The sequence below is a fragment of the Stenotrophomonas sp. YJH_SMC_37 genome, from assembly GCF_059370035.1.
The window spans coordinates 272197-285005 of record NZ_JCAFTG010000001.1 but is presented as its reverse complement, the minus strand read 5'-3'; the positions used below and the strand labels follow the sequence as shown (position 1 = coordinate 285005).

Below are 12809 nucleotides of genomic sequence, written 5' to 3'. Positions count from 1 at the left end.
GTAACGTGTCGGCACGTCAAGGAGTTTTTCCATGCGCCGCCTGCCCTGGGTGGGCCTGCCCACCGACAGTACCGTGCTCGGCCATCACCGCTTCGCGGCGGCCGGCGAGAAGCACGTGCGCGCGCTGGCCGAGGCCGCCGAAGTGACCCCGGTGGTACTGCCGAGCCTGCAGCCTCCTTTGCCGGCTGGCGACTGGCTGCAGGGGCTCGATGGCCTGCTGTTGACCGGCGCGGTCAGCAACATCGAACCGCGGCACTACGAGGGCGGTCGCAGCTGGCCGGGCAATCTGCATGACCCGGCCCGTGATGCCAATGCGTTCGCGTTGCTGCGTGAGGCTTTGGCGCAGGATCTTCCGGTACTGGCGATCTGCCGCGGCTTCCAGGAACTGAACGTCGCGCTGGGTGGCAGCCTGCATCCGCAGGTGCATGCGGTGCCGGGCCTGGCTGACCATCGCGAAGACCCGCAGGCGCCGGGGGAGGTGCAGTATGGGCCGGCCCATGCGATCACCCTGGCTACCGATGGCTGGTTGGCGCAGTGGCACGGCAGTGATCGGGCGCAGGTCAATTCGGTGCACGGGCAGGGCATTGCCCGCCTCGCGCAGGGCCTGCAGGTCGAGGCCGTGGCCGACGATGGGCTGGTCGAAGCGGCACGCAGCCTGCACCATCGTTTCGTGCTCGGCGTACAGTGGCACCCGGAGTGGCGTGTCATGCAGGCGCCGTTCTATCACGCTATTTTCCGTGCGTTCGGCCAGGCTTGCCGGCAGCACCAACAGAACCGACTGGATTCCCGATGAGTTCCCGAACGCGCCCGCGCAAGACGGCCACGCCCCCCGCACCGCAGGAAAGCAGCCTGCTGCGCTGGCTGAAGGAACGGCGCATCACCGAGGTGGAATGCCTGGTGCCGGACATCACCGGCAACGCGCGCGGCAAGATCATTCCCGCCGACAAGTTCTCGCACGACTACGGCACGCGCCTGCCTGAGGGCATCTTCGCCACCACCGTCACCGGCGAGTTCCCTGACGATTACTACGAGCTGACCTCGCCGTCCGACTCGGACATGATGCTGCGCCCCGATCCGGACACGGTGCGCATGGTGCCGTGGGCGGCCGACGCCACCGCGCAGGTCATCCACGATTGCTACACCAAGAGCGGTGAGCCGCACGAACTGGCGCCGCGCAACGTGCTGCGCCGCGTGCTGGCAGCCTACGCCGAGCTGGGTCTGCGCCCGGTGGTGGCGCCGGAGCTTGAGTTCTTCCTGGTGCAGAAGAACACCGACCCGGACTTCCCGCTGCTGCCACCGGCCGGCCGCTCCGGGCGCCCGGAGACCGCGCGGCAGTCGTACTCGATCGACGCGGTCAACGAATTCGACCCGATCCTCGACCTGATGTACGACTACGCCGATGCGATGAAGCTGGACGTGGACACGCTGATCCACGAATCGGGCGCGGCGCAGCTGGAGGTCAACTTCACCCATGCCGATGCGATGGACCTGGCCGACCAGGTATTCCTGTTCAAGCGCACCATGCGCGAGGCGGCGATGCGCCACGGCGTGTATGCCACCTTCCTGGCCAAGCCGATGGAGAACGAGCCGGGCAGTGCCATGCACATCCACCAGAGCTTGGTGCGGATGAGTGACGGCAGCAACGTTTTTGCCGGTGATTCCGATGCCGAGGGCGAGTTCAGCCCAGTGTTCGGCCATTACCTGGGTGGCCTGCAGAAGTACGCGCCGCAGGCGATGGCGTTCTTCGCGCCGAACGTGAACTCCTACCGCCGCCTGGTGTTCGGCGAGGTCTCGCCGAGCAACGTGCACTGGGGCTTCGACAACCGTACCTGCGGGCTGCGCGTGCCGCTGGATACGCCGGAAAACATGCGCGTGGAGAGCCGTTTCGCCGGCTCCGACGCCAACCCGTACCTGGCAATGGCGGCGACCCTGGCCTGCGGCCTGCTCGGCATCCGCGAGCGGTTGGCGCCGGACGCGCCGGTGACCGGCAGCGCGAAGGAACTGGGCTACAACCTGCCGCGCTCGCTGGGCGAGGCGCTGGACGGGCTGGAGCAGTGCAGCGAGCTCCAGGCCCTGCTGGGCGAGCGTTTCTGCCGCGCCTACATCTCGGTCAAGCGCAAGGAATACGAGACCTTTTTCCGCGTCATCAGCTCGTGGGAGCGCGAGTTCCTGCTGCTGAACGTCTGAGCATCTGGAATAGAAAAATCCGCCGCCGGGGGGTAGGCTGGCACCCGTCGCCGGCACCACCGGCCCCCCTTCCCGCATTCTGGAGCACCCGATGAAGCTGCGTATCCTCACGCTCGGCCTGGCCTCCGCCATGCTTGCCGCCTGTGGCGGTGGCAACGGCGGCGCGCAGGACAGCCAGGTCCTGAACGTCTACAACTACAGCGATTACATCGCCGAGGACACCATTCCGACCTTCGAGAAGGAGAGCGGGATCAAGGTGACCTACGATGTGTTCGACAGCGATGAGATGGTCGAGACCAAGCTGCTGGCCGGCAACAGCGGCTACGACGTGGTGGTGCCGACGCTGAACTTCTTCGGCCGCCAGATCCAGGCCGGCGTGTTCCTGCCGCTGGACAAGAGCAAGATCCCGAACCTGGCCAACCTCGATCCGGCGGTGATGAAGCGCATCGCCACCCAGGATCCGGGCAACCAGTACGGCGTGCCGTACATGATCGGCACCACCGGCATCGGCTACAACGTGGACATGCTGAAGCAGCGCTTCGGCGGCAGCACCGACATCGCCAACAGCTGGGACCTGGTGTTCAAGCCGGAGAACATCAGCAAGATGAAGGACTGCGGCGTGACCATCCTGGACACGCCGGCCGACATGATCCCGATCGCGCTGCATTACCTGGGCCTGGACCCGCACAGCGGCGACCCGGCCGAACTGCAGAAGGCGGCCGACCTGCTGAAGTCGATCCGCCCGTACGTTCAGAATTTCCACTCCTCGCAGTACGTGGGTTCGCTGGCCAACGGCGGTACCTGCCTGGTGGTCGGCTGGTCCGGTGACATCATCCAGGCCCGCGACCGCGCCGAGGAAGCCAGCAATGGCGTGCACGTGGCTTATTCGATCCCGAAGGAAGGTGCGCCGCAGTGGTTCGACATGCTGGCGATCCCGAAGGACGCCAAGCACCCGGAAGCGGCTTACAGGTTCATCAACTACCTGCTGGAACCGAAGGTCGCTGCGGCCAACACCAACTTCATCCACTACGCCAACCCGATCCCGACCGCAACGCCGCTGGTGGACGAGGCGATCCGCACCGACCCGACCATCTATCCGCCGGCGGATGTTGCCGAGAAGATGTTCACCTACTCGATCAACACGCCGGAGACCGACAAGCTCTACACCCGGCTTTGGACCGAGGTGAAGACCGGCCGTTAAGCGGGTCTGGCGCCGCCGGGCGTTGCCCGGCGGCCGCCTTGCTTCACCGTGCCGGAATCGGTACCGACGCCCTCGCCAAGGTGCCTCAGGATGGCCGGCAGCAGGTCGCGTGCATCGCGGCCGCCGTTGCACAGGAACGACGAACTCATCCGCTGCAGGTTGTGCATGCCGATGAAGAACAGGCCCGGTTGCGGGGAAACGCCAAACTCGCCCAGCGGATAGCCGTGGGCATCCAGCGCGCCCTGCACATCGAGCCAGGGCCACTCGGCGACGAAACCGGTGGCCAGCACCACCGAGCGGATGTCTGTGGACGGCAGATCCAGCTCGCACGGGGACGGTTCCGGCTCCCAGTGCAGGTAGACCTCTTCGGGAATGTAGCGGGCATCGTCGGTGCGCGGTTCGGGTCGCGTGGCGTAGTACGCGCTGGCCAGCGAATCGAGATAGGCATATTCGGCCCGCGTCGCCTCGATCGCGGTATGCAGCTGCGGGCGGACATCGGCGAAGCGGGCGGTGTTTCCGCTGAGTTCCTGCAACCGGCCCAGCAACCTGATGCCTGCGCGGTGCATCGCCAACAGGCTGATCGAACTGCCCAGGCCGGCGCTTCCCTTGCCGGATATCAGCGGGAACTCCGCAGTGCGGGCCTTGCGCAGCGCGTCCGGCCCACCCGCCAGTACTCCCGCCGATTCGCTCACGTGCTGGTGGATGCGCCCGGCCATGTCCCACCAGGTCATCGAGTCCTTGCCGCGCAGCCGGCGGGTGTGCGAATGCCGCTGGGCCAGTGACCAGTACACGCTGCGACCACCGTGGCGCAGGTCCTGGGCGATCTGCGCGCCGGACTGGCCGCCGCCGATGACCAGCACCGCGCCCTCGGGTAGCTGGCCGGGACTTCGGTAGTCGCTGGAGTGCAGCACGGTGAGGCCTGGTGCGGGCGCGAAGGGGGCCCGGGGCAACCGCGCCCGGCGGTATTCACCGGTGGCGACCACCACCGCCTGGGCATGGATCAGCCCCCGGCTGCTGTCGATGGCATAACCACCAGACTCGGGCCCGACCCGATGGACCACGCACCCCTCGCTGATCGGCAATGCGCGCTCGTCGGCATAGTCGCGCAGCCGTCGGATCACTTCCGGGGCCCCCATGAACCCTTCCGGGTCATCCCCGGCATAGGCATGGCCATGAAGGGCCATGATCGCGTTGGCGGTGTTGGTCTGGAACGAATCCCAGCGCCGCCGCCAGCTGGCACCCACGGTTTCGGCCTCCAGCACGCGATGCTCGACGCCGGCCTCCTGCAGGAGCGCGCTGAGCGACAACCCGGCCTGGCCGGCGCCGATGATGACCAGCGGCAGCCGTGCAGGCAGGCAGCCCGGCAGGCGGGGCGGGAAAGGGGAGGGGCTGTCCGGGGAAATCACAGGGTCGGTCCATGCAAGGCCTAGATCCGGGGCATTGCGCGGGGAATGTCCCGGGCTTTCAATGGATCACGCTCTGAAAAATGTTGCAGATCGGGCCGCCGCCCGTGGTGCCTGGCCGGGACGGCCGTCCGGGCGTCGAGGAGAGCCCGGGCCTTCCGGCGGACAGGCCACCATGGCGGGGGAAAACCGACACTGCTCTAGCCCCCGAGGCCGGCCAACGGCCGCTTCCGCCTGCCTCCGTCATATCCCCTGCAGCCCCCGGCCGTTAGAATGGCGGCCGCTGTCCACCGCCCGCTCCCGGAGCCCCCATGCCCGTTGAAGCCCAGCCGGTAGCCGCCGTCGTCGACACGACCGGTGCGCCCGGCTATCTCTCCATTCGTGATTTGCGCAAGGAATTCGACGGTTTCGTCGCCGTCGACGACGTCAATCTGGACGTGCGCAAGGGCGAGATCTTTGCCCTGCTCGGCGGCTCCGGCAGCGGCAAATCGACCCTGCTGCGCTGCCTGGGCGGCTTCGAGACGCCCACCAAGGGCAGCATCACCGTCGATGGCCAGCGCCTGGACGCGCTGCCGCCGTACCAGCGGCCGGTCAACATGATGTTCCAGTCCTATGCCCTGTTCCCGCACATGACGGTCGAGCAGAACATCGCCTTCGGCCTGAAGCAGGATGGCCTGGGCAAGGACGCGATCAGCAAGCGCGTCGGCGAGATGCTCGACCTGGTGCAGATGGGCCACCTGGGCAAGCGCAAGCCGCACCAGCTGTCCGGTGGCCAGCAGCAGCGCGTGGCGCTGGCGCGGTCGCTGGCCAAGGGGCCGAAGCTGCTGCTGCTGGACGAACCGATGGGCGCGCTGGACAAGAAGCTGCGCTCGCAGATGCAGCTGGAACTGGTCAGCATCATCGAATCGTCGGGCGTGACCTGCGTGATGGTCACCCACGACCAGGAAGAAGCGATGACCATGGCCACCCGCATCGCGGTGATGGATGCCGGCTGGATCCAGCAGGTCGGCAAGCCGGACGAGGTCTACGAGCAGCCGGCCAACCGCTTCGTCGCCGAGTTCATCGGTTCGGTCAACCTGTTTGACGGGGTGATCGACGAGGACCTGCCCGAGTACGTGACCGTGCGCTCGCCGCTGTTCCCGGCGCCGATCTACATTGCCCATGGCATCACCTGCTATGAAGGGCAGCCGGTCGCGTTCGCGCTGCGCCCGGAGAAGGTGATGATCGGCAAGGACGAGCCGGAAGGGCACACCAACAAGGCGCAGGGCGTGATCGAGGACATCGCCTACTTCGGCAGCCACTCGGTCTATCACGTGCGCCTGCCCAGCGGCGCCAAGGTGCTGGCCAACTTCGCCAACTCGCAGCGCTGGGCCAGTGATGGCTTCACCTGGGGCGACGAGGTGTGGGTGCACTGGCGCGACAACGACGGCGTGGTGCTCACCTCATGAGCGTCGCCGGCCTGAAGCGCTGGCTGCCGGGGCTGCGTGCCACGGTGATCGGCATTCCGTACCTGTGGCTGCTGCTGTTCTTCGCAGTGCCGTTCCTGATCGTGCTGATGATCAGTTTCTCGCTCAGCCGGGTCGGCTCGCCGCCGTATACCTGGCTGCTGCAGTACGCCGACGGCGGTTTCTCGCTGAAGCTGAACCTGGAAAACTACCTGGCGCTGTTCCGCGATTCGATCTATGCCCAGGCGTTCCTGAGCTCGATCAGGATCGCGGCGATCTCCACCTTCTTCACCCTGCTGATCGGCTATCCGATGGCCTATGCCATCGCGCGCCTGTCGCCCGCCGCTCGCAATGTGGCGATGATGCTGGTGGTGCTGCCGTCGTGGACCTCGTTCCTGATCCGCGTGTATGCGTGGAAGGCGATCCTAGACCGCAACGGCCTGCTCGACCAGTTCCTGCAGTTCACCGGCCTGCAGGCGCTGATGACGTCGATGGGCCTGCCGAAACTGCAGCTGATCGACACCCCGACCGCCGCCTACATCGGCATCGTCTACTGCTATCTGCCGTTCATGGTGCTGCCGCTGTACGCCAACCTGGTCAAGCATGACCACCGCCTGCTGGAAGCGGCCTACGACCTCGGTGCCAAGCCGTGGCAGGCGTTCCTGCGCATCACCCTGCCGTTGTCGAAGGCGGGCATCATCGCCGGCTGCATGCTGGTGATGATCCCGGCGGTGGGTGAATTCGTGATCCCGGAAATGCTCGGTGGTTCGGAGACACTGATGGTCGGCCGCCAGCTGTGGAACGAGTTCTTCAACAACCGCAATTGGCCAGGCGCCTCGGCGATGGCGGTGGCGATGATCCTGTTGCTGCTGGTGCCGATCCTGCTTTTCAACCGTTCCCAGCAGCGCCTGCTGGAAGGGAAGCAGGCATGAGTCCGCGCACCGGCAAAGGCCTGGCGCTGGGCGTGCTGCTGCTCGGCTTCGCTTTCCTGTACCTGCCGATCCTGCTGTTGATGTTCTATTCGTTCAACAGCTCGCGGCTGGCGATGGTCTGGGCTGGGTTCTCCACCCGCGCCTACAGCGACCTGTTCGCCGACCGCGCGCTGATGGAGGCGATGTGGACCAGCCTGGTGGTGGCGTTCTGGACTGCGTGTACCGCTACTGTGCTGGGTACGCTGGCGGCGATGGTGATGACCCGTTTCAAGCGCTTCCGCGGCAAGCCACTGTTCGGGGCGCTGGTCACCGCGCCGCTGGTGATGCCGGACGTGATCCTGGGCTTCTCGCTGATGGCGCTGCTGGCATCGATGGGCGCGATTCCCGGCTTCCCGGCGCGTGGGCTGGCCACCATCTGGATCGCGCACGTGACCTTCACCCTCTGCTTCGTCACCGTGGTGGTGTCCTCGCGCCTGCAGGAAATGGACCTGTCGCTGGAAGAAGCGGCGATGGACCTGGGCGCCAGCCGGTTGACCGTGTTCACCCGCATCACCCTGCCGATCATCGCGCCGGCGCTGGTGGCGGGTTGGCTGCTGGCGTTCACCCTGTCGCTGGATGACGTGGTGGTGGCCAGCTTCGTGGCCACGCCGGGCTCGACCACGCTGCCGATGAAGGTGTTCGCCTCGGTGCGCATGGGCATCAGCCCGAAGATCAACGCATTGGCCACGCTGCTGGTGTCGGCGGTGTCGATCGCTGCGGTGATCGGCTGGTACATCAATGCCCGCGCCGAGAAACGGCGCCAGCGCGACCTGCAGCTGGCGCGGCAGGACAACGGCTGAGCACACGGTCCGTCGACAGCGCCGGCAACACCCGGCTCACGGACAGCGACGCACAATGGGGGTCTTCCAGATGGAGATCCCCCATGACCGTCGAGATCATCGACCCGGCCACCGGCCAGGTGACCTACCGCCATGAACTGATGGGCGCTGCCGACATCGAGCAGCGCCTGCAGGCCGCCGCCGATGCCTTCCCCGGCTGGGCCGAGCGTTCACTGCAGGAACGCGGCGCGATCCTGCGCCAGATCGCGGCGCAGCTGCGCACGCGCCGCGACGACCTGCAGCAGGCGATGACCCACGAGATGGGCAAGCTCAAGGCCGAGGCGCTGGCCGAGGTCGACAAGTGCGCGGCGGCCTGCGAGTACTACGCCGACCACGCCGCCGACTATCTCAAGCCGCAGCTGATCGATACCGAAGCCCAGCGCAGCTACGTGCGCTACGAGCCGATCGGCTGCGTGTTCGCTGTGATGCCGTGGAATTTCCCGATCTGGCAGGTGTTCCGTTTCCTCGCCCCGGCGTTCATGGCTGGCAACGTCGCCCTGCTCAAGCACGCCAGCAACGTGCCGCAGTGCGCCGACCTGATCCTGGCGGTGTGCCGTGACGGCGGCCTGCCTGATGGCGTGTTCGACGTGCTGCACATCGACAACGACCAGGCCGCCGACGTGCTGCGCGACGCACGGGTGAAGGCGGTGACGCTGACCGGCAGCGAGCGGGCAGGGCGCTCGATCGCCGCCAATGCCGGCAGCCAGCTGAAGAAGTCGGTGATGGAGCTTGGTGGCAGCGATGCCTTCGTGGTGCTCGACGATGCCGACCTCGACAAGACCGTGGCCGCAGCGGTGAAGTCGCGCTTCGACAACAGCGGCCAGACCTGCATCGCGGCCAAGCGCTTCATCGTGGTCGAGGCGGTGGCCGATGAGTTCACCCGTCGCTTTGTGCAGGCGGCGGGCGAGCGCCAGTACGGCGATCCCGATAAGCCTGGCACCACGCTGGCACCGATGGCTCGCGCCGACCTGCGTGACGAACTGCACAAGCAGGTGCAGGCCAGCGTGGCCAAGGGCGCGCGGGTGCTGATCGGTGGTGAGCCGATAGCCGGCACCCATGCCGGCTATCCGGCCACGGTGCTCGACCAGGTCGGCCCGGGCATGCCGGCGTATGACGAGGAGCTGTTCGGGCCGGTGGCCGCGGTGATCCGGGTCAAGGATGAGGCCGAGGCACTGCGCGTGGCCAACGACACCCGCTTCGGCCTGGGCGGCAGCGTGTGGACCGGCGATCCGGTACGCGGCGAGCGCTTCGCGCAGCGCATGGAATGCGGTGCGGCGTTCGTCAACGCCATCGTCAAGAGCGACGCGCGGCTGCCGTTCGGCGGCAGCAAGCAGTCAGGCTTTGGTCGGGAGCTGGCTGACCATGGCATCCATGAGTTCATGAACATCAAGACCGTCTACGTGGCTTGATCCCGAGCGGTAGTGCCGGTCGCTGGCCTGCATTGCCCTGATTGCCGGCCAGCGGCCGGCACTACCAGAAGCGGGTCATGTGCCACCACCAACGGTCGGGGCCTACCGGATTGCGGGGTATCGACGCCCCCCGTGCATGGTGGGTATCGACCGTTGGTCGATACGCGCTACAACCACTTCGCGCGCTTGAACAGCCGGTACAGCCCTACGCAGACGCCGCCCACGCCAACGATCATCAGTGGGTAGGCCCACGGTTGGCTCAGCTCCGGCATGTGGCTGAAGTTCATGCCGTACCAGCTGGTGATCAGCGTCGGTGCCGCCAAGAGTGCGGCCCACGCACCCAGCCGCTTGACCGTCTCGCCCTGCGCCAGTGTCACCAGCGAAAGGTTCACGCTCAGCGCGGTGCCCAGCATCTCACGCAGGGTGTCGATCACATCGCTGATGCGCACCGCATGGTCATGCACGTCACGCACGTACAGCTTCACTTCGTCCGGGATCAGTTCGCCCTGGTAGCGGCGCAGCTGCGCAAGCACGTCCTGCAGTGGCGCCACTGCCATGCGCATCTTGTTCAGTTCGCGCTTGAGCTCGTACAGGCGCACCACGGTGCTGCGCTTGTAATTCTCGGCGAAGATGTCCTTCTCCAGCAGGTCCAGGGTATCGCGGAAGCGGTGCACGATCGGCAGGTAGTTGTCGACCACGAAGTCGGTCACCGCATACAGGCAGTACGACGGGCCCATTTTCAGCAGCTGCGGCTCGCGCTCGACGCGTGCGCGCACTGGCGCGTAGGACAGCGAGGCGCCGTGGCGCACCGTCACCAGGAAGCGCGGGCCGAGGAAGGCATGGGTTTCGCCATACTGGATGCGCTCGTCGACCATCTGCGCGGTGGTCACCACCACGAACAGCGAATTGCCGTAGGTCTCGACCTTGGGCCGCTGGTGTGCGTTGCGCGCGTCTTCGATGGCCAGGTCGTGCAGGCAGAATTCTTCCTGCAGTTTCAGCAGCACATCGTCGTTGGGATCGTACAGGCCGACCCACACGAAGCCATTGCCACTGGCGATGATATCGCTGATGGCGTCCAGGCTGATGTCGTGGCGTTTGCCCTCGTCATCGTAGTGGACGCAGTTGATGACGCAGGTAGGGTTGGCCGAAGCCGGGGCGGAAGCGGAGGCGGGCAATGACATGCCCGCCATCGTGCGTCAGGGCCGTGTTTCGGACAAGTGAGGACGGCGCCCCAGCACCCACGCCAGGGCCGCGTGCACCGGCAGCAGCAGCACGATCCACTGCACGTTGTACTGGGCCTGCAGGCTCAGCCAGTGCAGCACCAGTGCGGCCACCGCCTGTACCGCCAGCAGCCACAACATGATGCTGAACATGCGTCCCGGCAGGCGCCGGCGCAGCAGCGCGATCGCACCGGGCAGCAGCAGCACGGCCAGCGGCGAAAGCAGCAGCAGGTTGCGGTTTGCCCACGCGGCGTAGTGGATGCTGAAGCCCCACAGGAACACCAGCACGCCACCCAACAGAGCGCACAGCAGCCAGAACGGCAGTGCCAGCCCGGCCAGCAGGCGCGGGCGGTTGCGCAGCGCCAGCACGCCAGCGGCGATCACCAGGCCGCACAGCAGCCACGGCCACCAGCGGCGTGCGAACTCCTTCGGCTCCGGATCGATGCGGTGCGGCAAGAGTTCCTGTTCGGACTGCACCAGCGGCCGGCCATCGCTGTTGCGTGCCTGGCGCAGGGCATCGGCCAGGCGCATCGGGACGAACGCTTCCTGCCAGCGCGACAGCGGCTGGTCGGCGAACGGCCCCAGGCCCACATCGAAGCCCAGCCACATCCATGGTGCCGGCGAGGCCAGACGGACCGATTCACTGCGATAGGTGTTGCCACGCGAGCGCCCCGACAGCTGCGACTGCAGGCCACCACCCAACGCCTTGTCGAGGGTGTCGCGCACCATCGTGGCGCAATTGGCGGTGTAATAGTCGTAGTGGTAGCGCGCGTTTTCCGGCTTGGCCCGCTCGGCCAGGTCAGCGGCCAGCGCACGCGCCTGGTCCGGGCGCAGGTCCAGCCATTGCACGCTGGCACCGCGGCCGGTCTCGTCGTAGTACGACAGGTCCTGCTGCAGCGGCAGCGCCACCAGGTAATACATCATGTCGCCACGTGCGAAGCGGCTGATGAAATCGTCCTCGGAGGGGTCGAAGTAGCCGAAGTTGTACGAGGTTGCGTCGCCGCTGAGCGGATCGACCACCACGATGGCGTCATGGCCGAAGCGTTCGAAGAACACCGTGCCCGGCTGCATGGTCACCACGCCGATGCGCGGAGCAGGGGCTTCAGCGCTGGCCGCGGGCACGGCAGGTGTGGCCGGCGCCGGCTGCGCGAAGGCGGCCAGCGGCAGGGCCATGGCCAACACGTAGAGTGTCAGCCACACCATGAGGATCAGGCCGCGGCGCTTCAAGCGTCGTCCTGCACGTCCGGCGGCAGCACGGTCACGTGGAAGGCCTGTACCCGGCGCGCATCGGCGCGGGCCACGCGGAACATGAAGCGGTCCAGTGCCAGCTCATCGCCGACTTCCGGCAGATGGCCCACGGCCTCGGTGACCAGGCCACCGATCGTGTCGTAATCCTCGTCGGAGAACATTGCGCCGAAACGCTCGTTGAAGTCGCCGATCGGGGTCAGCGCGTCGACCACGTACTGTCCGTCGGACTGGATGGCGATCTGCGCCGACGGGTCCTCGGCCTCGTCATGCTCGTCGTCGATCTCGCCGACGATCTGTTCCAGCACGTCCTCGATGGTGACCAGGCCGGCGACACCGCCGTACTCGTCGACCACGATGGCCATGTGGTTGCGCGACAGGCGGAACTCCTTCAGCAGCACGTTGAGCTTCTTCGCCTCCGGAATCAGCACTGCCGGGCGCAGCAGCTCGCGTACGTTGGCCGGGCCGTTGTCGGCGACCACGCCGCGCAGCAGGTCCTTGGCCAGCAGGATGCCAAGGATGTCGTCCTTGTTCTCGCCGTGTACCGGGAAGCGTGAATGGCCGGATTCGACCACCTGCTTCATCAGTTCCAGGAAAGGCGCTTCAACCGGCAGCGAGACCATCTGCGAGCGCGAGATCATCACGTCGCCCACGGTCAGCTCGGCCACCGAAATGGCGCCTTCCATCATCTTCAGGGTATCGGCGGCGATCAGGCCTTCTTCCTGCGCGGTGTGCAGGACAGCGACCAGCTCGTCGCGGGTATGGGGTTCGCCGGAGAAGGCGGAGGTCAGGCGTTCAAGCCAGCCGCGCTTCTTTTCACTGTGCTCCGCAGGGGAGCTACTACTGTCGTCTTCTGACATCTCTGGAAAAAAGGCACCCGGCAGGCCGG

The 12809-nt window shown here is 66.5% G+C and carries 11 protein-coding genes; 7 read left to right on the top strand and 4 right to left on the bottom strand.

From position 1 onward, the window contains the following. Positions 1-31: 31 nt before the first annotated feature. The 3 genes from AC5P8J_RS01470 to AC5P8J_RS01460 all read left to right on the top strand — a co-directional run bounded on the left by AC5P8J_RS01470 (position 32) and on the right by AC5P8J_RS01460 (position 3388). The gene (locus AC5P8J_RS01470) at positions 32-793 is read left to right on the top strand and encodes a gamma-glutamyl-gamma-aminobutyrate hydrolase family protein (RefSeq protein WP_494540033.1); all 762 of its coding nucleotides are present in this window, start codon (positions 32-34) and stop codon (positions 791-793) included. Continuing rightward, a complete protein-coding gene (locus tag AC5P8J_RS01465) occupies positions 790-2187 on the top strand; it encodes a glutamine synthetase family protein (protein WP_021203558.1) in 1398 nt (465 codons plus the stop codon). The genes AC5P8J_RS01470 and AC5P8J_RS01465 overlap by 4 nt, the downstream gene beginning before the upstream one ends. Before the next feature lie 91 nt (positions 2188-2278). After that, positions 2279-3388 carry a polyamine ABC transporter substrate-binding protein gene (locus AC5P8J_RS01460; protein ID WP_019659050.1) on the top strand — a complete coding sequence of 370 codons (1110 nt, stop codon included), beginning with the start codon at positions 2279-2281 and terminating at the stop codon, positions 3386-3388. Here the strand turns inward: AC5P8J_RS01460 and AC5P8J_RS01455 are convergent. Beyond that, positions 3385-4794 carry a flavin-containing monooxygenase gene (locus AC5P8J_RS01455; protein WP_495216580.1) on the bottom strand — a complete coding sequence of 470 codons (1410 nt, stop codon included), beginning with the start codon at positions 4792-4794 and terminating at the stop codon, positions 3385-3387. The genes AC5P8J_RS01460 and AC5P8J_RS01455 overlap by 4 nt on opposite strands. A gap of 308 nt (positions 4795-5102) precedes the next feature. Here AC5P8J_RS01455 and AC5P8J_RS01450 point away from each other — a divergent pair, with 308 nt between their 5' ends. The 4 genes from AC5P8J_RS01450 to AC5P8J_RS01435 all read left to right on the top strand — a co-directional run bounded on the left by AC5P8J_RS01450 (position 5103) and on the right by AC5P8J_RS01435 (position 9455). Then, a complete protein-coding gene (locus tag AC5P8J_RS01450; RefSeq protein ID WP_005415926.1) occupies positions 5103-6239 on the top strand; it encodes an ABC transporter ATP-binding protein in 1137 nt (378 codons plus the stop codon). Next, the gene (locus tag AC5P8J_RS01445; RefSeq protein ID WP_111097890.1) at positions 6236-7168 is read left to right on the top strand and encodes an ABC transporter permease subunit; all 933 of its coding nucleotides are present in this window, start codon (positions 6236-6238) and stop codon (positions 7166-7168) included. The genes AC5P8J_RS01450 and AC5P8J_RS01445 overlap by 4 nt, the downstream gene beginning before the upstream one ends. Next, entirely contained in the window at positions 7165-8007 is an 843-nt protein-coding gene (locus AC5P8J_RS01440; RefSeq protein WP_019659047.1) for an ABC transporter permease subunit, read from the top strand. The genes AC5P8J_RS01445 and AC5P8J_RS01440 overlap by 4 nt, the downstream gene beginning before the upstream one ends. A gap of 83 nt (positions 8008-8090) precedes the next feature. Further along, entirely contained in the window at positions 8091-9455 is a 1365-nt protein-coding gene (locus AC5P8J_RS01435; RefSeq protein WP_111102040.1) for an NAD-dependent succinate-semialdehyde dehydrogenase, read from the top strand. Positions 9456-9622: 167 nt separating this feature from the next. On the opposite strand, the gene AC5P8J_RS01430 is transcribed toward AC5P8J_RS01435, so the two are convergent. From AC5P8J_RS01430 to AC5P8J_RS01420, 3 genes are read right to left on the bottom strand one after another with little or no spacing between them, the layout of a single operon-like run. Continuing rightward, positions 9623-10645: a magnesium and cobalt transport protein CorA gene (locus tag AC5P8J_RS01430; RefSeq protein ID WP_495216579.1), complete on the bottom strand. Its 1023-nt coding sequence runs from the start codon at positions 10643-10645 to the stop codon at positions 9623-9625. Between the two features lie 6 nt (positions 10646-10651). Further along, positions 10652-11902 carry a lipoprotein N-acyltransferase Lnb domain-containing protein gene (locus tag AC5P8J_RS01425; protein WP_021203564.1) on the bottom strand — a complete coding sequence of 417 codons (1251 nt, stop codon included), beginning with the start codon at positions 11900-11902 and terminating at the stop codon, positions 10652-10654. Beyond that, a complete protein-coding gene (locus AC5P8J_RS01420; RefSeq protein ID WP_180832778.1) occupies positions 11899-12780 on the bottom strand; it encodes a CorC family transporter in 882 nt (293 codons plus the stop codon). Before AC5P8J_RS01420 ends, AC5P8J_RS01425 begins: the two co-directional genes overlap by 4 nt. Positions 12781-12809 lie beyond the last annotated feature (29 nt).